Raw genomic sequence first — 20929 nt, forward strand, 5'->3', positions numbered from 1 at the left:
TGTCAATAAGGTCTTAATCTAAATTAGAAGTATTTTTATATGCCAATGCAGTATTAAGCGCACTAAGCACTCTACTTAGACTTATCGTTTTGCCCTCTTTTTTTCAATCATTAATTAACATTTGTATACTGATTGTGGGGCTAAAGCCTTTATTTATATACAATAGATAATCCGAGTAAATTTCAAGATGGTTCTCAATAGTCTTTTCTCTTTTAGGCAAAACGGTTTTCACCGATTTAAGGTGACCATCGATAAATTTATCCAACGAGTTTTGCTCGGTTACGATAGAGCCGCTATTCTTTTTGGGCGAAACGCCTATGTAATCACTGACATTAATAGTATCAAGTAGGTCGAGCAAGTCATTTTTTGCTTCGAAAATAGTAAGCTTGTTCTCTAAATAGTGTTCCATACATTCTGCCGCGAAGCCTCTCACAAGCCATCGTAGTATGCTCTTTTTAATCAATCGTCTGTTTGAAATGAATGCGTTGGCTAAAGCGTCTGCTTTCTCTACCATATCCCAGTCATTTACTTTTAGAAAAAGATTGACTAGATATAGATGGACTATATTGAGAAGGTCTTGGTAGATGAATCTAGTAACTGGCTGATCTGTAGTTAATAGCCACCTCATCTTGAACGATTCAAAAACGTTCTTAAAAAAGTTGGCTTCCATGTGATTAAAAACCTCCTCATCTTCATTACTAGACAAATTTAAACCGTCAAATGGATTGGTTTGAATTTTAATCGTACGATAAGGCATAGCGTAATAGAAACTGGCAAGCTCGTTGTGTCTTGCCGAAGCAACTTGCTTCTCATAGGCGCTTACCCATACGTTGAATAGTAAGTTTTGTTTGCGGTCAAAGTATTCATCCCAGTCGAATGTCATATTCTAAGCGGATTTGACTATTCGATAGTGTTGTAACGAAATGAATTAAATAAACAGGGTGTAAAATAGATTTAGGTTGTGTAAGTATAATTGATAAAGGTGGATGCACGTGAGTTATTCTTATTATGCTTTCGGAATAGCTTTTTTGACACAGCTATAGTTACTAAAGCATAATTCTAAACATCAGGAAGCGCTGAATGAAACTTTATGAAGTTTCATTCAGCGCTTCCATTGATAATTACGCCTGAAATAGCCTTCCATCCATATTTGCCTTTCAATTTGTCAAATGAGCAAAAAGCCTGGCCGCTTATAATTGCCCTATTGGCTGCTCCTTTTAGTAGAAAAGGAGGGACAAATACATCATCGACAAAACCAAAGGGTTTATCTGAAGGCCGTTTAACCGGTCCGGAAAACGCTTTGTATATTTCGCCGGGTGGCGTTTGCTGAGTCGGCTTTACAACTAAAGGTACCCAAAAAGTACCTTCTTTGCCTGCACGCTGTTCGAGTCGAACGGCAATAAAATCGCCTATCTGGACACGAGTCATGATACTGTCATATTTAAAATGTCCAGATATTCCTGATCGGGCGGATACAGATAAACGTAGTACCGGGAGAACAGATCGCCCGTTTGAAACTCCCTAAATCCTTTGTCGCACAACTTGTCGTAGAGCTCGTCGGGCGTCATATTGATTCGTTGATAATCGTGTTTCGTTCTGATTCGTTGAGGAGGGAGGCTTCGAGCATCCAGCTATCACCCCACCGGACAAACTGTTCGTACAAGGCGTTAGCGATGGCGGGTTTCTGAATCTGGGTGCCTGCAATAAAGCCAGCCTGAACCATCATTAGTCGACTCACCTGCACAATTTTTCGCTTCGTTAGTTCGGTCCAGGCATCCACTTCAGGATAGATGGTTGCCAGTTCGTCCAGCTTTTGTTTCAGGTCGTAAGCGTCCAGTGTTCGTTGCAGGGAGCGCCAGCGAGCCACCAGTATGTCGAAGTGAAACTCACGCAGCAGCCGGTAGGTCTTCAAACAAACGTAGTAAAGTAAAAGGCTTTGTTCGACTTCGGTTGCTGATTCATACACAACCCACACATCTGTATTCACATGGCGAACTCGCTTACGCACCTGATCAACTATTCTACGCCTGGCCTCTTCCGAGTTGATCTGCAATAATTGATTCTCGCGTTTCTCCTGCCGAAAGCCATCGCTAATTTCATTATTCAGGATCAAGGGCAATAAGGCAGTTATTTCGCGTTGTAGCAAGCCGCCGGATGTGTACGACGCATTATATAATTTTTCCGGAGTTGCCATTTGTCTTTTTTGCCGTTTAGTGGGAATAGTCGGCCCTACTAAACGGCAAAGATAACAGATTAGGCTGTCTGACTTTCCGTTTCGTCCAGCATTAGCATCTCATCGGCAGGGACGAGTTCAGGTTCATCGAAGTCGACTAATTCCTTACCAACAATCCCTTTAAACGCCCCAAATACCTGTACTGTATTCATGACAACCGTCTCCAGTTGTTTCTCCCGTATCTTAAACGCTTTGATGGTCTGCCGCTTTTCCTTTTCCAATTGCTGCTGCATCTCGGTATACGTCCGTACCGTTGCGCTTATCTGTTGCTGAAACTGGCTACTAATCAGGTAGTCATATACTAACTGCATTTTCTCACCCCGATTCTCATGAGCAGACCGCACATCGGACATTCGAAACAGGCTTTCGCGCAGCACGGCTGTTAAGGCAGCTACCTCCCGGTAAGAGCAAACCCAAACGCCCTGTAAAAGGCCAAACTGAGTTAGTTCTTTTGGCATGACCTCGGTTACCAATACCGCCACTTCACCGCCGTGTCGTTGCTGGTCGTCCAGAAGTTTGGCCAGCCAAGCATAATTGAACGCTTTGGTGCGCTTACTTTCGAAGACAATCCGACCGCAGGAGCGCCCCATTCGGGTATTAACCGACAGTATGACATCAGCCCCGTTTAATCCTTTGGCAATGGGTTCCACCTCATCATATGGGAAATGGGTTGCGAGCAGCTCTTCAATGGCCGTTTCCATTACTTCGCCCTGGGTCTGCATCGAGCCCTGTTCCATACGGCGTTGCATGTCCTCGAATTTTTTCTTCATCGACTCTAACAGCTCATCTTTTTCCCGAAGCTTGAACTGTTGACTTTCCTGTTCAGCCTGTCGAGCCCTGGCTTCAATAGCGGTGCGTTCTTCGGCTACTTTTCTGGCTACCTGTAGGTCAATACCGGCCTGTTTTTCGTCTAACTCTGTTTGAAGTTTGAGTAGACTTAACTCTTTCTTTTGCAAGTCCTTGATCTGGCCGGATTTCCGCTGAACTTCCTCCTGTAGCCCTTTCACTGTCTGTGCCTGCTCGGCTTCCAACTGCTGACGAAGACGTGTCCTAAGGTCATTTTCTTTGACCTTTACCCGCTCATTGACCTCCTTTTCCAGATCTTTCTGTTGGCGGGCATACTCCCGAATACGATCGTTTAGGGTCCGTTCCCGTTCGGCATGAGCATCGTCACGTTTTTTTTGCTCGTCCTGGAGTTGAGCCCTCAGTTGGTTCGTGATTTTATCGGCAAGTAGTTGCTCGACATTGATTTCGGTTTGGCAGGTAGTACAGGCAATGACAGTCGTCATACTATGAGAAGGGCGTTAAATGTGAGATATGTACTTATTGGCAAAAGACCGGCCAATCCATTTATTGCCATATATTGGTCAAAATATACATAATCACTGTCAAAAAATGACTTTTTGCTATCAATTAATGATATGAAAATACTGATTTCTTGGAATGCCTTCCGAAATGATTTCTTTGAAGGCAAAGTCAATAGAGGAGGCCCGACCTACACGTTTTATCAGAACTTCTATACGGGTTATGATCGACATGTTTTACTGTCGTCTGGGTCTGAAGGGAATGATCTGGGTTTCGAATTTTTGTTAAATGAGTTGAGCCGAGAATGGCCCGCCCGTGTTGTTGAGCCTCATTATATGGCCATTCACGATATTATTGATCTTCAGGAGGTGAAGACCAAAGTGGAAACATTGCTGCTTGAGTTCAAGGACATGGAGATCGACATCTTCTTCTCGCCGGGAACGTCGATTATGCAATTGTCCTGGTATATCTGCCACACAACGTTAGGGTTGAAGACCCGGCTGCTGCAAACGCGACGGGCTAATCAGACGGCGAGTGGTAAAGCGGAGGTTCTTGATATACAGGTTGAACAATCCACCACCCCTTATTCGGCAGTTATCCGGGAGCAGTTACTAAACCGACGAAAGCCGACCACGGATTATCTGCTTACCGATTCAATTAAGGTTATTTATGACCGGGCACTAAAAGTAGCCCAAACCGATCATGTCACCTGTTTGATTTACGGCGAAAGCGGAACCGGCAAAGAGCACCTGGCAAGTTATATTCATCAGCAATCGAGTCGTCGGAGTCAGTCCTACGTCACGTTAAACTGTTCTGCTCTGAGTGATGATCTGTTAGAGTCACGCTTATTTGGGTATAAGAAGGGAGCATTTACGGGTGCCATTGAAACGACAAAAGGGTTATTGGCAGAAGCGGATGGGGGCACCGTTTTTCTAGATGAGATTGGCGACATATCGATTTATATGCAGCAATTACTCCTTCGGGTACTGCAACAGCGTGAGTTTTTGCCCGTTGGCGAGACCAAACCTGTGCGGGTCAACGTACGTATTGTAGCGGCTACTCACCGAAATCTGATCGAATTGTGCCAGCAGGGTAAGTTTCGATGGGATTTGTTTTATCGGCTCGCCGTTGTGGAGCTGGAGTTGCCGAGCCTGCGTGAACGAAGCGCTTTTGAACGGGTTGCGATGATTGACTTTTTCATAAACCAAAAGCAAACTTCCTTTAGTCGACCTGATGCGTTGCAATTGGAACCTGAAGTACTGTCTTTTTTGATGGAGTACCCTTTTAAGGGCAACTTACGGGAGTTGGAAAACGTAATTGAATCACTTTATATTTTCTGTGACATAACAGTCAGCCTCAGCGATCTGCCTAAGCGTATGCTACAAATGACTACGGATGAAATAGAAACATTTGAATGGCAAAAACATGAAAAACAACTAATCGAGCGAACCTTACATCATTTCAATGGTAATCAAGCGAAAGCCTGTCAGGCATTGGGCTACGGATCAATTAATACACTCAAAAAGAAGCTTACAGACTATGGTATTCAGAAGCGTGTAGAATAGACGAATGTATTATCTAGCGTTCTAGAGGTAATAGTTCTGTGATTAGCGACCAGGCATTTCTGTACTGGTTGCCTGCCTGTCGAAGTTTGCTGAGCTGAACAAGCCTACGACCACCCGGAGCCTGGTATATTAACTGCGGCAAATCAAGCGAAGGCACGACATATACCTCAGGTAAGCTTTGAAGGTCTTCAATGGTGCCCAGGAAACAGATGAAGATCAGGAAGTGTGTACGCTTGCCTTCTTTGACATTATCGACTGGCCATCCTGTCTTACCGGCCAATCCCTTTACGTCAATAGTAATTGACACATCATGCTCGTTAATAGCGAGGATATCAACGGCCTTTCGATTACCAAGTGTCATGTTAGCATCTAGACCTAATCTATAAAGTGCTGATAAAGCGTAGAATTCAGCGGCAATGCCGGTCTGATAATTTGCCATAAACGATTGCTTTCAAGGGTTAACAAGTCCAATTACTCTAAACTTACCACCGGCTTCGCTTCGTACATCAAATTTTGGTGGCTTTCCCGCTGGCCAGTGAGCGTGATTGTTCTTTATAAACCAGTGACCAATTTTCTTATTGATCAACTCCCGACACGTTTCATTCCAGAATGACGATTTATTCGTGTTTACCACAACCTGAATATCTTCAGGTTGCGAGGGAAGGATGACAATAACCGATCCCTGCCCGCGGTCAAAGAAGCGGTCACGATCATCACTGTCTATTTTAAATCCATATCCGCCCCCTGTAACATGATGCTCCCCGTTATTCCAAGCTGTCCAAATCATGATTTCTTGCTTATTAGAATTGACTCCAGCCCTTACCGTCTAAATATGCCGCTAACTCATCCGCACTTGTATAGCCTGTGGCTATATCCCAGAAATAGAGTTTAGAGGCTAACATACCTTTTGGTGAATCCTTTCTAAAATTAGTTTTGGCACTTGGCCCCAATAAGAAAACCTGTGTTGGTGTTTGCTTATTATCTTCAGAACGAAAGCGTGCTACCTGCTCACGTGCTTTACTTTCCAACATAGTTTTGTCAGCGTCAGGGCGGTTAATCCACTTGAAGGTGACTTCTTCTAACCCGGTGCTGACCGTAGCTACGGCATCGATTTCAAAAATTTCACGTACAGCCTTGTTTGCATAAGGGCCAAAGAAACGAGCGCGTTTATGCCGGTACGCTCCACCCGTATCGGGGCATAGATAAACACCAGCTTCTATTTCATACATCGTACCAGCGCAGTTTACCACATCGAGCATATACTTCCATCGAGGAAGAAGGCCCTTCGAATCAATGAACTCCCGGAAGTCATCTAATAATCCTTTTAGGTAGTCGGTGACACAAACTCTTTCTAAGGCTATAAGTAAATCCTCATAGCTGATGGGTATTAGCAGAATGTTCTTCTTTTTAGCTTCCGTAATCTGCTGTTGAAACTTCTCACGCGGATCGCTCTCAAAATTGCTGAGGAGAAAAAGGATCAACTTACCATGCTGGCTTTGTAAACCCTGTAGGTGATTAGTCAACTGATCGTCATAGAACCAGTCAGTTAGTTTATTCTCAACCGCGATTGTGAAGGCTTTCTGAGTAATGATCAGATCAGGGATACTGCGCTTCTGCTTTTGCTGCTGTTCAAATACAGGACCAATAATGAGATTCCCTTCACCCTCTGTCAACTTGTCGAGCAAGTCGCTAAATCGACGAGGACTATCTTCATAAATCAATTTCAGTAGCAGACCACAGTAATTAGTTATACGGTTCTCTAGCTGGCTATAATCATTAAATACGGAAATAATGCGTCCCATTCTTTAGCTGAACTGTGGTGAGATTCTATAAGTAGTATGTCAAGTCAAAGAAAGCAAAAACCAATGATCATATTACCTATCCCTAAATTCTGAAATTTTTACAATTTGTTCTATCAGAATCTTTGTGTAAGATAAATGAAGCCGGATAAATTGATTGGAAGGTAGTTTACATTCAGCCACATATAAGATAGATGACTGAATGTCCTGATTTTACTTTTAAGTACGTCTGTTAACCCAGTCAAGATATTACTTCTATTATGGATTCGGATTGCTTAGTGGATCATGACATGTTAGCGCAACCATAAAATAGGCTAAAGTAAAATTAGTAAGGGAAAGGAAAAGTTGTCGTCTATAGACATACAACGTAGTTCCACCCTTCGAATCTGATGCTTGCTACTTAATCAGTTTGTGTAAACCAGCGTGTAAACCGAAAACAAAAAAGCACTTAACATTAAATGCTAAGTGCTTAATTTTTACTAGTGGGAGTTGACGGGTTCGAACCGCCGACCCTCTGCTTGTAAGGCGTACCGTTTAGATAAATTATTGTTTGGTTTTAATTATTATATCATTAAAAATCAAGTAGTTGTGAGGTATTAGGATATTATGATCTGTTGTTGTATAGTGTCATTTATTATATTTGTTGTACCTAACGTTGTACCTAAAAACGTTGGGTACAACAATGTCACGGACAACAGAATCTAAAGAAGGTAAGGCCACAGTAAAGATCATTTACCGCAACGTTAAAACGCTCGCTGATGGGTCACACCCGTTCTGGCTTCGTATTACGAAGAACCGAAAAACAACATACGTAGCGACCGGATACAGTTTGCACCCGAAGTATTGGAATGATAGCCACAGTAACTATCGGGATGCTATACGTAAAAGCTATCCTGATCCATATCGAAGCGATCTAATTGATAAGTTAGACCGAAAAGAAAAAGCATACTCCAAAGCCGCCACAACGTTAGCGGATGCTGACGAAGTGCATGACACAAAAGCAGTAGCTAGTAAGGCTATAGAAGGCCGTAAACAGGCCCGTAGCATTACGTTATTGGCGTACATTGAAGAACTCGCTACAGCTATGGTTGCGGCTCGTCAAAAGGGAAATAGCATTATATACCGCGATCTTAAAAACCAGCTTGCTGACTTCCTGCAAGAATTACACGGCCCCAAAAAGAAAGACATTCCTTTTAGCGACGTATCAGTACGGTTCTGTAATCAGTTGGAAACCTTTTTCCGGCAACGGGGTAATACAGATACCACCCTAAGCAATCGCTACCGAACGTTAAGAGCCGTATTTAACAGGGCTATTGCCGAAGGTGTAGCCAAACCAGAACAATACCCTTTTGCTCGTAATGTGGCCGAAAAGCATAAATTCAGTATTGGCAAGTTTGATACCTCAACACAAAAACGGGCTATTAGTCGGGACGATGTACGCAAGGTTGAAAACTTTGTGCCAATAGGTACGGCCACCGGGCAATGGTCAGGTCAAAAGAATGCCGCCGAAATTGAACGGCTAACACTGGCAAGGGCCGTATTTCTGTTTTCTTTCTATTGTGGAGGAATCAATTTTGTCGATTTAGCTAAACTTCGTTGGCGGAACATTTCAACCGATAGTGAAGGTTTTGCCCGGCTAAGCTATGTTCGGCAAAAAACAGGAGGTAAGTTTTCGATTCGGCTATTACCGCCAGCACTTGCCCTTATTGAGCAATACAAGCCTGATACATTCAACGGGCCAGACAGCTACGTTTTTCCTATTCTCAATACAAAGCAGCATCCGACCGAAAAACAGATTGATAACCGTCTTCACAAGATTTTAGGTCAGGTAAATAAAGAGCTAAAAACGCTTGGTGAAAGGGCGGGAATAGATACCCCGTTAACTACATACGTTGCCCGACATTCATTTGCTACAGCTTTACGGCAAAAAGGCACAGCTACCGCCGTTATCAGTCAAGCAATGGGACATAAGACAGAAGCAGTTACTGCTATCTACTTGGATTCGTTCGCGTCTGAAACTGTCGATTCTGCTTACGATGCTTTGCTATAAAATAGCTTTATGCATCAGTAGGCGTATTTAGAGTTAGCCGAATTTATTATTTACTTTATTGATCCGTGAGTAAGTCCGTAAAGTTTATAGACGAGTGTTATCGTCTGAGATAGACTCAAGCGACTTCTATAGGTCAAAGACTTTACAGACTAATTCACGGATTAATAAGAAGTGTATCAGATGGCGGGTATTGTGCTTTAAAATGATACCCTATAAAAAAAGTTCGGTATAGAAATTTGTTATGTAAAGTAGATATAGTCCTTTCTGCTCCTTTGTAGACCATCTCAATCGCATAGGTAAACAGTTTTCTAGACGGTTTATATTGGGCCTTAATTGGCTAACTATGATCAGCTTATTTGTATTAACATAACTGATTATCCCTATCAAGCTGCTGGTGTTAATCCGAGTGCAACACAATCAAACTGTCTTCTTAAAATTGACATACAAAATTATATAGTCTTTACCCTTACTCGATTGCTTTATAAAATAATTTATTACCTTCAATAATTATGACTGCTAGCAACTAATTATTGTGATACAACCAGCTTAAAAGTTAAGCTTTCAAAATCATATAAATTAAGTACAACAATGTTGTGTTTTAAAAAAGTTACTTTAAATTAACTAAGGTAAACAATAATTACATAGCTTTTGATAAATATGAACAACTCTGTTTCAAGTAAGGATGGAAAATATTCAGTTAAAGTTGTAGCTGATGCGCCATCGAAGGCTGATTTACTTGGTTACTCAAGTTATGTCAATGCCTTACACAAAATAATTACTTCGCCAAATACAGTGACTCCATTTAATATAGGAGTGTTAGGAGAATGGGGCACTGGCAAAAGCACTTTAATGATGCAATTGGCGAGTAAGCTAAATGATGATGGTTATCCTGTAGTTGTTTTTAATCCATGGAAGTATGATGGTAAGGAAGAATTATTATTTGCCCTTATACAAACAATATTATTTAGCTTTCAAAAACAGGAGAGTAAGGAGGATATTAAAGACCTTTCGATAGGCATTGCGAAAGGGTTGAGTAAAATGGTTTTATCTAAACTGCTAGCTACCGCTACAAACGACACAATTGATCTTAATAAATTGGTAGAAGTATACACTGATATCAAAGAAGAAAATATAAAATTTATAAATCAATTTGAATCTATTTTTACTGAACTAGTTGATAAGTATTCAGCGGATAAAAGACTTATTATATTTATTGACGATTTAGATAGATGTTTACCAGATAGTATAATTAGAGTTTTAGAATCTATTAAATTATTTTTATCAGTTCCTAAGACAATTTTTATAATAGGTATAGATAGCTTGGTAATTCAGGAAGCCATTGCAGAAAGGTATGGTAAGTCTTATAAACTTTCTGGTAAAGATTATCTAGAGAAAATAGTGCAACTATCATTTGCATTGCCAGTTCCATCTGAAAAGAACATAGAAGAATATACAAATAGAATATCAGGAGGCATACATGAGATAAATATAGTTAAGCTTATCTCAGCGGGAAGCAAAAATAATCCTAGAAAGATTAAACGTTTTATAAATTCGTATAATTTCATAAAAGCCATATTTGATGAAGAAAAGAACGTTGGCCTTAGGAATGTCAATTTAAACAACGAGATCTTAGCCTTTATCTTGATCCTGCAAATACAATTCACTGATTTATATGATTACTATTCTAATAATTTAAAAGACTGCGTTGACCTGTTAAAAAAAATATCCGTTAACGAGAATTTTTCCGGAGAAGAGATAGAAAAGCTTCTAAGCTACAATGCTTCATATTCAAAACTTGTAGCTGAACCTAGTTTTTCTCAGTTTTTAAAAAAAGCTACTGTTTTAGGATTGAATTTAGAACTTCGAGATGAAGGATTAAATGAGTATTTCTCTGCTACAAAAAGTATCAGCATTGAGAGTGATAATATAGAAAATTATTATTTGCCAGAGTTTATTAAAAGGGAAGGTTTCAATTCATACTCTAAAGGGAGTACATATAGATTTGCTAAGGATTTAGTTATGGCTAGCACAGGGCCAGGCAAATTAGCTGTTGTGAAGCTTACAAAAGATATAACTGGCTTTGGTCTTAAGGAATCTAAAGACCTAGTTGATTCAGTTACTTCAGACTCTCCAGCTGTATTATTAAAAGATGTGGTTCCCGAAGAACAAGAAAAATATAGGTTAATGTTTGAAGAAGCAGGGGCTACTGTTTATTATAGGTAATGTAATATTGACTCGTAAATTAGTCCGTAAAGTGTTTCCATCAGGCCTTGGGCTTAGGAATAGCATAATTTAACCTAGCTGACTTTACAGACCTACTCACGGATCAATGAAAACTATATTTCAATTTTGGAACTACCTGAAGAGTGGAAAGCTTTCCCCAACCTAGACGAATATCTTTTGCGTTTAAATCGTCTATTGACGGCCTTACCGGGTAAACTGTCTCGATTGTTTCCACGCACTAACCTGATGCTAAAAAACTTATGGAATCAGGCAGATCGACTAAAACCCGACGAATTTTTAGCAGCAGTTTATCGTTACGAAAAATTAGATTTTTATCAAGATATAGAGGTATTGAGTAATATACGACTAGATCCTGATTTTAATTACTTCCTAAATGATAAGTCCGTTAATATTAACAGAATCAAAGATCAACTTAATGAGATTCAGAACTGTATAGATTATTTGTACTTATGTCAAGTCTACACAAGCGATATTGATATAAACGAAGTCGAAGCTGACAAAGCAGCTATATGGAACGTCATATTTAGTATTTCAAGCTTTTTAGATTGGTTGGTTGATTTAAAACAAATGTTACAATCATCATTATTTAGACTGCAACCCCCAGAGTCATTACAGATACAGTCTTCTCAAAGTAGCTCAAATCTCGCTGAATTTATTTTGTCATTACCTGAAGACTCAGAAGTCAAGCAAAGATTAAAGAATATAGGCGAATGGAATAAAACCCATTTTGCAAAAATGGATGAGGTTATAGCACGTTGGCAAAAATGGCTAGCCGAAGAATTAAAGCCTATCCCTTATGAAGATTATGCCCAACGGTTTGAATATGCCTGTTGTAACGTATTGGACGAGTTTAAAAGTAAATACCATTCAGGCCATATCGCCGAGTTTACCGACGTCCCTATGGCTGAGTTCATTGAAGCCATAAAGGATACAGCAGCTAGAATAGTAGTGCAATCCGAGAAGGATATGGCGCAACGCAGAACCCGTATTGAACAAGAGATACTTTCAACAATTGAAGCCCCCGCACCTCAACCAAAAAAACTTGTCCTTGAACCATACACTGAAGCACAAAAGGAAGAGCTTGTTCAGTTTATTCTTGCTCCTTTAGGCGGATTGAATCCACAAAAACAATTCATTATGAACCGCAAAGATTTTGAACGCCTAATTACCTACACCAATCATTTAGTAAGAACAGATAGCCTACCAAACCCAATTTTACCAATAAAACAAACGGGAATCTCAAACGAGCATATACGTTACACATACTATAGGCTTCATAAACAGTTATTTGGCACAAAATATAAACGCCCTTCCTTTATTGAATTTCTTCATGTTGTATTTCCACAATTTGCTGGAACTTCTCAAACAACAACAAATTCAAAATTTAGTACCCCTCCTAAATCCTACGGAAGAGATTTTGCTGGTTATATTGGTGAACCGCTGTAACCACTACTTCACCAATACTTAACCTCCTCTATTTGCTACTGTCAAACAAAAACGATAGTAGACAATGAGTAATCCTTTTGAGCCGATCAACGCCCGGTTAAATAATTTAGAAGCGTTGACCTTAGAAGTACTACAACTCTTACGTAGTACTAACCCTACAGACACCGACGAAATAGGCGGTATCGAATTGGCCCGGCAAGTCACCCGACTTTCTGCCGCCCGTATCTACACACTCGTATCAGAGCGGAAATTACCCCATAAGAAGAGGGGGAACCGTTTAACGTTCCGCCGTAGTGAATTAATAACATGGTTGGATGAGGGCAACCGCGCCGAACAAAAAGGAGGTTTTGAGCTATGAATACGGCCCTAACCTTATTAATACTGGCTTTGCTTACGCTTGACGTTTCTATTAGCCTTTATGCTTCATCCTATAAGCCACCCGTCAATTTAGACGAATCTAACGAAGCAGAAGCTGACGACCTGCCTTTTGGCCCTGCCCCCTCCGATCAAGACTAACCCCACGTAAAACAAACCGGGTCAATGTGTGGTGACATTGACCCGGCTAAAAACTCATTTTTTATGGAATTTCAAGAGGACGAAGATATATACCGTCCGCCTATTTTTGATATGTCGGATGAAGAGTTGGCCGCAACAGCCAATCTTAATTTCTCCGTCGATGAGGTAAAGCAACATACTCCAAACGAAGACAAACGCGCCAGACAGCAAGCGCAACACCTTAACCATTTATTAGAACGGGAAAGACTAGTAAGTGATGCCGCAACCCGTAGTGTAGTGTTTAGTCCTCCGCTTATAAGCCGACTAGAAACAGGCATTATAGGGCGGGGTACTATCAATATTATTCAAGGGGCATACGGTAGCCACAAATCAAGACTTGCTGAATTATTGGCCGCTCTTATGTTAGCCAACGAACCTAATGACCCGAAATTTATGGGATTTGACCGGGCAGCGTTAGAGCGGTTTTGTGTATGCTACATTGACACAGAACGCAACCAAAGCGAGGAATTGCCCTTTGCCATCCAAGGCATAAAATTAAAAGCTGGTTACACATTAACCGATCAACCCGTTGACTTTCGGTTTACGTCAATCAAAGCAATTGAACGCGGTCACCGTTTCGACGCTATAGAAGCCTTTCTAAGCCACGTTAGAGAACAGACAGCCTTGCATCTATTTTGCCTAATTGATGTGGTTACAGACGCGGTAGGAGACTTTAACGACGCTAAAGAGTCCATGCGACTATATGACTTTATCGGCAACCTGTGCGATAAGCATAACGCAACCTTTTTACTGGTTATTCACCAAAACCCAGGAACCGAAAAAGCCAGAGGGCATACCGGAACAGAAGCGGCCAATAAAGCAAGTACAGCCTTACAAATTGGTTTTGAAAAAGATGCCAGCGGCAACGATACCGACCTGATACGGTTGCGGTATCTGAAGCTAAGACGCGGCAAAAGACCCGAACCCGTTTATCTGCAATATAAAGAGGAGGTCAACGGGTTAGCGTTGGCTGAAGCCGATCAAGTAGCGGCTCACATCAACCACCGCAAACACAAGGCGGATACTGAAGACATTGCCGACCGGCTACTAAGCCTTTTATCTGAAGGGCCGTTACCCAAAAATGAAGTCTGGACAATTTTAGAAACAGAGTTTAAAGCCAAAAACGCAACGATACGCGAACGGCTTAAAACGATTGTTGAGCAACAGCCACCAATGTATGATGAGGAGGGCCGCGCCGTTCGTTTGGCCGATTACAAAGAAGGTCGAAACCAATTTTTCAAACTCACCCCAATTGAGTAAAACAATACTGCCAACTGCTAAAGGCCATATAAGGGGTCTGGCAGTTGGCAGTATAAAAATACCCTGCCAAAATCCGAATAGCACCTTTTTTCGCAGTTAGCAGTATGGACAATCTACAACACCGCCCGAACTTACTAGACGTACCAATCAGCTTTTTTGCATACGACAATCTAAGGAGTTGCTTTGCCACCGTACCGGCTCATCAAACTACCTTACGACGAATTATCAGCACTAACTATTACCGGCCTACTATCGACGCAATACGAGCCGAAACGGACAAGGCTGTACAAGATCAACTGAAGAAACAATTACCCGCTATTACGCCTGTTTCATTGCTTCACCACCGCCGACGAGATACCAACTTTACCCAAAAAATTCGGCAACAATGGCCGCTATTGATGGGAGACGTTGACCGGAAAGATAACCCCGGCTTAAATATGGCCCAACTGAAAAAACACCTTTCTCGCTTGCCATATGTGTTGGTTTGCTCTTATTCAGTACGGGGCGGATTATGGTTTATAGTTCGGCTCCCCGATCAACAGAACCCCGAAACGCTAGCGGCTCATTTTCGCTTTTTACAGCAACTTTTCAGTAAGCACTTTGGCGTTAAACTAGATGCCAGTAAAGGCGGCAACCCAACAGATTTACGCTTTGTGAGCTATGATTCCGCTCCATACATTAATGAAAGTGCTACCGTTTTGGCCGGTATGTTTACCCCGCCGAAACCAGTACCGAAACAAGGCTATAACATCAAACAACGCCATTTCAACGGTCAAGGTGAGGGGCAACTACTTACATGGCTCGTTCGCTTTACTGAAGTGGCAACAGAAGGCCAGCGACACCTAACGCTGTTGAAAGCGGCAACCCTAGCCGGTGGATATATAGCAACAGGCCGAATAGATGAACAAACCGCAATTTATGCGTTGGAAACTGTAGCAAGCGAGTGGCCGAATTTTACAAAGTCACAGAAAACAATTCGGGACGGAATCCGCAACGGTTTAACAAAACCAATTTATCCAGAAAAACAGGCACAAAGTAAGTCACAACCTGTTAAGGTCAACCCCGGCCCGCTAATAGTTCGCACAATAGCTGAACAATTAGCTTGCCCCGGTTCGATTCTTAAACCTGAAGAATGGCAACTTGAGCGAATGATAGTTCAGCAATGCGATTATTATCCATCAGAATGGGATATAAATTAAACAAAAATAAATCGTGTCCAGTGTATAATTTTTTTCAGTTTATAAGCTATTTTCTTACAAGTTTTAAATCATTTTATTGAGTTAGCTATTTTTGGATAATTTTTAAAATCAAAGGCATCTTTAAATTTTAAAATTACATTATCAGTAATTTTTTTATTATAAAATTTAAAGACCCTTATGGTTAAAAGTGGACTTTTTTCTATGCCGCCTAATAAAGCAATACATTGTTCCTGACTAAATTGGTTAATGTACTTTTGGATTATAAAAAATCTATTTTCAGCGAACCTCTTTTCTATAGAACTGCAATAAAGAGAAATGAAACAATCAAAAAGATCGCGTTGCATTCCGGCCTCAAAATATGGTTTTTCTAGAATATGGGCGTATCTACTATCAAAGTCATCCAAATTCTTAGTATTATTAATAATCCAACGTATATGAGTCCCTAAATTATCGGCTAAAAACCACGCCATTGATTGTTTATTTAAATCATTTTTTATCACGCCATTGTAGACCAATTTTGCACTATCGTTTAATAGAAAGTATATATGAGGATTATAACCTATAAAAGCCATAAGATATAAAATAGATTCCCCAGAAGAAATATTACTAAAATAGTCAACTTCTGACTTTATAAAATCATTAAATACATCAGGTTCATTATTATATATAACCCTCAAAGTTCTATGATTTATACTTCTATTTTTATTGCACCTTTCGTTATCCAACCTATAAGTAAACTTCCACAAGTTCTTAAATATGTATTTCCTTACTTCAACATTTGTATTTTTTAGATACCTATCATTAATATAGTTAAAAATGTCCTCATTCTTAATAAGGAAATTTTCATTTTCCTCTATATCAAGGAGCATCATTTCAAATACACTATTCGAGGCTAAAATTGGTTTTGAGAATAGCCCTTCCGCCATATTACGAATATGGGAAATTGTAGTTTCTTGATTTGGCTGAAAAAGATTAAAATCACCATCCATAACAGGATGAGCACACAAATGTCTATGCTTTTGCAAGTTCAATATATTAGTATAAGTCTGTACGTCTATAAGCTTTACTTTTTTATATGCGTTTTCAATTAGTTTTTCTTCCCAGCTTGATGAATGAATATTATGGTTCTGTTGCCTTTCAACTTCTTCTAATACTTGTATTGCGTTAGTATCTCCATACTTATCTTTCAAATCTTGTAACTTATAAATAATGTCACAAAGAACTACAGAAAATAAACCGACAGTCGATACTCTATAGTTTCCATTTTCATAAGAGTTTTTAATTTCTTGAAAATAAACTCTTGTCCTTTTATTAAGTATTCGTTCCAACGCATTATTAAGTGAAAACTCTTTCATTGTTCGTTTGTCTTTTATTTTGTCGGATAGGGTATTTCAACAATCGCAATTTCCTCATCTGTCAACCCATACAACTCATAAACCAATTGGTTAATCTCAGCTTCTAAAGCGGAGGTGTCAGCAGTTGGGTCAGTGGCTTTGGCCGTTAGAATTTGGTCAACTTTGGTCGTTAAAATCTCTTGTGAATCGGTAAGACGTAAAGGAATTGGAATCTGTCCAAAGTATTGATAAATGAGTTGAAAACCGTTTTGTATAGCTGTGCAATAGTTTGAGATTAAATACCAACCCATCTTAGAGTTCAATAACCCGAACAAGGCTTTATCAGCTTTTGTAATAATCCACATAGAATCATTACAGTACAAGCCTTTTTCATCATACACGAACGCAGGTTTAACCTGAAATTTTTGGTACATAATCTTAGGCTTATCAAATTCTTTATAGTAATCTACAGCATCTTGTACTTCATACCATTTATATGTTCCAGATTTTCTACCCTTCCACTCTTTACCTTTATAATCTTTGGGTTTAGGCTCCAAATACTCGCGGTAGGCAAGTAAATGATTCTTTATAGCTGGAAATTCATTAATATCAATTCCACGCCTTGTAAAAATCAAATAGCGAGTTGGCTGGACAGATGCATAAGGTTTAACATCTCTTCCAAGCAAAACGGGCTTGATAATTTCTTGGCTTTTCGGATCTTCACTAATCAAACGTTTTTTTGTTATTTCATCTATAACAAATGCTTCTGTAAAGCCGGGTTTAATACCATAATATGCTTTCCCGTCAATATATTTACTTAAAGGTAATACATTCACTGCCAGCTTATTTCGAAGGCTTTGCTGTTTAGCATTGGCAAGCGTCCATCCTTCATCAGACATAGCCGTTAGGGGAATCTCAAACCGGATACTTACAACATAATTTTTTAATCCAGATTCATAAGTAAGCGTTTGCAAGTTGACAGCATGAAATGTAGTGAGGGGCGGGGCTTTTTGTGCCTGAATAACGCATGGGTATGTTGTAGCGTCGTCAAAAACTTGTAAGTCTCCAAAGTCGTCAATTTCAATTAGTCGCTCTTTCTTGAAAAACTTACGCAAGCCTAATCCATAACCCGCCCTCATCCACTTGTTAGGCATGATATAAACGAATTGACCATTAGGGCGTAAAATATTAAAGCCTTGTTCAACAAAGAATACATATAAATCCGCCGTACCTGAGTAGGTTTTAAATGTGCTTTTAAAGTGAGCTTTTGCCTTTTCGCCTAACTCTTCTTGCCGTATATAAGGCGGATTACCAATAATGGCATCAAAGCCAACAAAGTCCCCTCTTTCATTCAGTACTTCAGGAAACTCAAACCGCCATTCAAACGAGCCGCGATAGAGAGCATTGTTTTCTATCGCGGTAATCTCATTTTCTGTTTGTTCAATCAGTTTGTCGTACCGTTTTTTTTCCAGTTCAATTAATTTGGGGTCTTTAACGGTATCAAAAATACTAAGTTCACTGTCTAACAAAATGCGTTCTCCCCGTAGTTTTGCCAGCTTTTTACGGCGGGGATCACGGTTAATAACCGTTTCACGGAACTGGCTTTTTATCTCGTTAATGAAGCGTTGCAGTTCGGCTTTAGCATCTTTGCTCTTTGCATCTTTATAGGCCGCTACCGCGTCTTTATAGGTTCTCAAGCTGAACTTCTGCTTCTTGAAAACGTCGCTTAAATCTTCTGTCAGGCTAAACTTACTTAACAGGCTATTACCCTGCTTTATATTTATATCAATGTTGGGTAAGGTTTCAAGTTCCGTGAAGCCGGATTCATCGGTATAATACGCGTTTTTCAGTAGCTCGATCCAGAGCCGTAACCGGCAAATTTTTACCGAGTTCGGGTTTATATCGACCCCAAACAGGCAGTTTTCAATAATGGTCTGTTTTTCGTGGAACAAGGTCTTTTGCACCCGTTGCCGTTCGGCGGTTGGTTTATCTGTTGCGCCCAACACGTACTGAAAGGGGGTTTCGTCCTCATCCTGTACAATCAGTTCATCGTTAAGGATAGTAACCGTATAATCCTTTATCCGCTTGCCGGTTGCGTCCTGTAAGATGCCTAAATCAGACTTTACCGCTATCAGTTCGTTTAGGGCCGATACCAGAAAGTGACCGGAACCAACGGCGGGGTCGCAAATGCGAACTTCATTAATCAGGGTATTAGCTTCAGCCCGGTCAAGGTCTTTATTTTCGAGGTCGGCAAAGTCTTTGCAATCCCAGCCTTTGGCATCGTTGAACTTTTGGACTACCGCCTTACGGATTGTTTCGCGGCACATATACTCCGTAACAAAGCCCGGCGTATAGAAGGAACCGTCTTTGTAGCCGTTTATCTTCTCAAAGATCAACCCTAGTACACTGGCATTAATCAGCGTCCGGTTCTTCTCCTGTATTTCTTCACGGCTCTCTGATGCAAAATCATACGCGTCTAAGAAGGCAAACAGGTAAGCCAGCGTACTTACCTCTTTGGTGTTTTTATAAGCCGGGTTATCACAAAGAACGCTGCTACGAAGTATGGGTAACGTTAGGCCGTTATCTAGTTGGTTGACCCCTATACTATCATTTTCTAATTCCGTTGTCTCAAACAGCGAACTATTCAGGTACGGCACCCGGCCAAACTTGGTTTGAATGGATGCTTGCCGTTCGGACGGTTTACGGGCCAATACCCGAAAGAATAGTTTGTTGAGTTCGTCAAAATCGGGTATTGTTTCCCGGTTCAAAAAGGTATAGTCTTTGTTGCCGCCGTGATACTTAACCAATTGCGATTCTAACAGCTTTAGAAATAGAATCCGGTTGACCCACGTAATACACAGTTCCAGCGCAACGCTAAACAGTTGCTCATCCGTTGTTGCTCCGTACTGGCTACGGTCGTGAAGCTGATAGAACTTACCGGATGAATCCAGTTCGATTAATGTGTTTTCTAATAGTGACCCCTCATCTCGTTTGCCCGCTTCTTTGCGCCGTATGACCTTTTTACCGCCTTCTCTGACCTCCTCTAAGCCGATGAGGTGTAACAGTTCAGAATAGAATTTAGGGTTTAGGCTGTTGCTATCGGTAGCCGTTGGCAACTTCAGCAAATGCGTAGGAGACAGTATTTTATAGAGAGACAGTAGAGCCTTATCGTTTACTTTATTCTCATCGGCTACTATTTTCTGATAGTCCCGTATATCGAAATAGGTAAACGGTATTTCGTCGGTTAGTTCGGCCAAAAATGGCTTTACGATTTCATTATAGAACAGGTCATTGTTCTTACTCACCTTTTGGCCGGTTGCCCAGGCTTTGTACTCCTTGGTTAAATGAGCGTTGCGGTAGAATAGCCGATCAATCAAAGCCGCGTCAAAGATGAACCATTCGAATACGTTAGTAATGACACAATGCCGAATGTCGCTGTTTTGGGAGCGTTGCCGTTCCTGAAAGTAGTATAGAAGCAGTTCGTGAAAGGCTTTGACGTTGAGGTTTTGCCGGGTTATCATTTCTCCCTTATTGACCGGACGCTTGACCTCAAACAAAACCCCGGCCTGAGTAGTAGCGTCTTTGCCTAAGTGAATCACAAAATCGGTTTTACCCTTTGGCGCGACAACGTGAGCATCCCGGTAATAGACCTCTTTCAAAAAGTCCATCAAATGATCTTTTACGTTCTCTTCACTTTCCTTCTCGTTTATGAGGGGTAAGAGCTTTAGGTAACTGGTTTTAAATCGCTCAATTTGGTCACGGGTAGTGGGTTGAAGAGCATAAACACGATCAAGGGATTTTGCCGGTGTGCGGGCGGTAAGCTGCATTCTTTTTTGTATATTTAAAGAGCTACCAAGTAAGGCAAAAAGCCACCTATTTACAACCCAGCCTGACCGAATATATTAAAGGGTCTTCATTCTAAAATAGAATAAAAATAGA

General features: G+C 40.7%; 17 protein-coding genes. 7 read left to right on the top strand and 10 right to left on the bottom strand.

Annotation, left to right across the window (positions count from 1 at the left end; translation table 11 throughout):
- Positions 1-103 precede the first annotated feature (103 nt).
- The 5 genes from ACYVJM_RS14000 to ACYVJM_RS14020 all read right to left on the bottom strand — a co-directional run bounded on the left by ACYVJM_RS14000 (position 104) and on the right by ACYVJM_RS14020 (position 3522).
- Positions 104-883 (bottom strand): hypothetical protein, encoded by a 780-nt coding sequence (locus ACYVJM_RS14000; protein ID WP_461148854.1) that lies wholly within the window; start codon positions 881-883, stop codon positions 104-106.
- A 215-nt stretch (positions 884-1098) separates the two neighbouring features.
- Complete coding sequence (locus ACYVJM_RS14005) at positions 1099-1428, bottom strand: hypothetical protein (protein WP_461148855.1); 330 nt, start codon at positions 1426-1428, stop codon at positions 1099-1101.
- The gene (locus tag ACYVJM_RS14010; protein ID WP_461148856.1) at positions 1425-1568 is read right to left on the bottom strand and encodes a hypothetical protein; all 144 of its coding nucleotides are present in this window, start codon (positions 1566-1568) and stop codon (positions 1425-1427) included. The genes ACYVJM_RS14005 and ACYVJM_RS14010 overlap by 4 nt, the downstream gene beginning before the upstream one ends.
- On the bottom strand, positions 1565-2194 hold the full coding sequence (locus tag ACYVJM_RS14015; protein WP_461148857.1) for a BrxA family protein: 630 nt from the start codon (positions 2192-2194) through the stop codon (positions 1565-1567). Before ACYVJM_RS14015 ends, ACYVJM_RS14010 begins: the two co-directional genes overlap by 4 nt.
- 59 nt (positions 2195-2253) lie before the next feature.
- Entirely contained in the window at positions 2254-3522 is a 1269-nt protein-coding gene (locus tag ACYVJM_RS14020; protein ID WP_461148858.1) for a DUF2130 domain-containing protein, read from the bottom strand.
- Between the two features lie 132 nt (positions 3523-3654).
- On the opposite strand from ACYVJM_RS14020, the gene ACYVJM_RS14025 reads away from it, so the two are divergent.
- Positions 3655-5103, top strand: coding sequence for a sigma 54-interacting transcriptional regulator (locus ACYVJM_RS14025; RefSeq protein WP_461148859.1), 1449 nt, complete (start codon positions 3655-3657; stop codon positions 5101-5103).
- A gap of 13 nt (positions 5104-5116) precedes the next feature.
- Here the strand turns inward: ACYVJM_RS14025 and ACYVJM_RS14030 are convergent, their stop codons facing one another.
- From ACYVJM_RS14030 to ACYVJM_RS14040, 3 genes are read right to left on the bottom strand one after another with little or no spacing between them, the layout of a single operon-like run.
- Complete coding sequence (locus ACYVJM_RS14030; RefSeq protein ID WP_461148860.1) at positions 5117-5542, bottom strand: hypothetical protein; 426 nt, start codon at positions 5540-5542, stop codon at positions 5117-5119.
- Positions 5543-5554: 12 nt separating this feature from the next.
- The gene (locus ACYVJM_RS14035) at positions 5555-5890 is read right to left on the bottom strand and encodes a hypothetical protein (protein ID WP_461148861.1); all 336 of its coding nucleotides are present in this window, start codon (positions 5888-5890) and stop codon (positions 5555-5557) included.
- 13 nt (positions 5891-5903) lie between these two features.
- Positions 5904-6905, bottom strand: coding sequence for a hypothetical protein (locus ACYVJM_RS14040; protein WP_461148862.1), 1002 nt, complete (start codon positions 6903-6905; stop codon positions 5904-5906).
- Between the two features lie 679 nt (positions 6906-7584).
- Between ACYVJM_RS14040 and ACYVJM_RS14045 the strand changes: the two genes are divergently transcribed.
- The 6 genes from ACYVJM_RS14045 (at position 7585) to ACYVJM_RS14070 (ending at position 15656) form a co-directional block, all read left to right on the top strand.
- Positions 7585-8952, top strand: a complete 1368-nt coding sequence (locus ACYVJM_RS14045; RefSeq protein ID WP_461148863.1) for a site-specific integrase — start codon at positions 7585-7587, stop codon at positions 8950-8952.
- Between the two features lie 657 nt (positions 8953-9609).
- Positions 9610-11175: a ribosomal protein L7/L12 gene (locus ACYVJM_RS14050; RefSeq protein WP_461148864.1), complete on the top strand. Its 1566-nt coding sequence runs from the start codon at positions 9610-9612 to the stop codon at positions 11173-11175.
- A gap of 126 nt (positions 11176-11301) precedes the next feature.
- Positions 11302-12642 (top strand): hypothetical protein, encoded by a 1341-nt coding sequence (locus tag ACYVJM_RS14055; protein ID WP_461148865.1) that lies wholly within the window; start codon positions 11302-11304, stop codon positions 12640-12642.
- Positions 12643-12706: 64 nt separating this feature from the next.
- Positions 12707-13000: a helix-turn-helix domain-containing protein gene (locus ACYVJM_RS14060; protein WP_461148866.1), complete on the top strand. Its 294-nt coding sequence runs from the start codon at positions 12707-12709 to the stop codon at positions 12998-13000.
- A 221-nt stretch (positions 13001-13221) separates the two neighbouring features.
- A complete protein-coding gene (locus ACYVJM_RS14065) occupies positions 13222-14457 on the top strand; it encodes an AAA family ATPase (protein WP_461148867.1) in 1236 nt (411 codons plus the stop codon).
- Positions 14458-14561: 104 nt separating this feature from the next.
- Positions 14562-15656, top strand: coding sequence for a BT4734/BF3469 family protein (locus tag ACYVJM_RS14070; protein ID WP_461148868.1), 1095 nt, complete (start codon positions 14562-14564; stop codon positions 15654-15656).
- Between the two features lie 68 nt (positions 15657-15724).
- Here ACYVJM_RS14070 and ACYVJM_RS14075 read toward each other — a convergent pair whose 3' ends face one another.
- Both ACYVJM_RS14075 and ACYVJM_RS14080 read right to left on the bottom strand, forming a co-directional pair.
- Positions 15725-17011, bottom strand: coding sequence for a hypothetical protein (locus ACYVJM_RS14075; RefSeq protein ID WP_461148869.1), 1287 nt, complete (start codon positions 17009-17011; stop codon positions 15725-15727).
- A 14-nt stretch (positions 17012-17025) separates the two neighbouring features.
- The gene (locus ACYVJM_RS14080; protein ID WP_461148870.1) at positions 17026-20817 is read right to left on the bottom strand and encodes a class I SAM-dependent DNA methyltransferase; all 3792 of its coding nucleotides are present in this window, start codon (positions 20815-20817) and stop codon (positions 17026-17028) included.
- Positions 20818-20929 lie beyond the last annotated feature (112 nt).

This window comes from Spirosoma pulveris (assembly GCF_054781875.1).

Bases quoted from the DNA above. Each gene is read 5' to 3' on its own strand.
- ACYVJM_RS14080 (WP_461148870.1), bottom strand. From the start codon at position 20,817: ATGCAGCTTACCGCCCGCACACCGGCAAAATCCCTTGATCGTGTTTAT.
- ACYVJM_RS14005 (WP_461148855.1), bottom strand. From the start codon at position 1,428: ATGACTCGTGTCCAGATAGGCGATTTTATTGCCGTTCGACTCGAACAG.
- ACYVJM_RS14050 (WP_461148864.1), top strand. From the start codon at position 9,610: ATGAACAACTCTGTTTCAAGTAAGGATGGAAAATATTCAGTTAAAGTT.
- ACYVJM_RS14075 (WP_461148869.1), bottom strand. From the start codon at position 17,011: ATGAAAGAGTTTTCACTTAATAATGCGTTGGAACGAATACTTAATAAA.
- ACYVJM_RS14000 (WP_461148854.1), bottom strand. From the start codon at position 883: ATGACATTCGACTGGGATGAATACTTTGACCGCAAACAAAACTTACTA.
- ACYVJM_RS14015 (WP_461148857.1), bottom strand. From the start codon at position 2,194: ATGGCAACTCCGGAAAAATTATATAATGCGTCGTACACATCCGGCGGC.
- ACYVJM_RS14065 (WP_461148867.1), top strand. From the start codon at position 13,222: ATGGAATTTCAAGAGGACGAAGATATATACCGTCCGCCTATTTTTGAT.
- ACYVJM_RS14030 (WP_461148860.1), bottom strand. From the start codon at position 5,542: ATGGCAAATTATCAGACCGGCATTGCCGCTGAATTCTACGCTTTATCA.
- ACYVJM_RS14045 (WP_461148863.1), top strand. From the start codon at position 7,585: ATGTCACGGACAACAGAATCTAAAGAAGGTAAGGCCACAGTAAAGATC.
- ACYVJM_RS14070 (WP_461148868.1), top strand. From the start codon at position 14,562: ATGGACAATCTACAACACCGCCCGAACTTACTAGACGTACCAATCAGC.
- ACYVJM_RS14010 (WP_461148856.1), bottom strand. From the start codon at position 1,568: ATGACGCCCGACGAGCTCTACGACAAGTTGTGCGACAAAGGATTTAGG.
- ACYVJM_RS14060 (WP_461148866.1), top strand. From the start codon at position 12,707: ATGAGTAATCCTTTTGAGCCGATCAACGCCCGGTTAAATAATTTAGAA.
- ACYVJM_RS14040 (WP_461148862.1), bottom strand. From the start codon at position 6,905: ATGGGACGCATTATTTCCGTATTTAATGATTATAGCCAGCTAGAGAAC.
- ACYVJM_RS14025 (WP_461148859.1), top strand. From the start codon at position 3,655: ATGAAAATACTGATTTCTTGGAATGCCTTCCGAAATGATTTCTTTGAA.
- ACYVJM_RS14035 (WP_461148861.1), bottom strand. From the start codon at position 5,890: ATGATTTGGACAGCTTGGAATAACGGGGAGCATCATGTTACAGGGGGC.
- ACYVJM_RS14020 (WP_461148858.1), bottom strand. From the start codon at position 3,522: ATGACGACTGTCATTGCCTGTACTACCTGCCAAACCGAAATCAATGTC.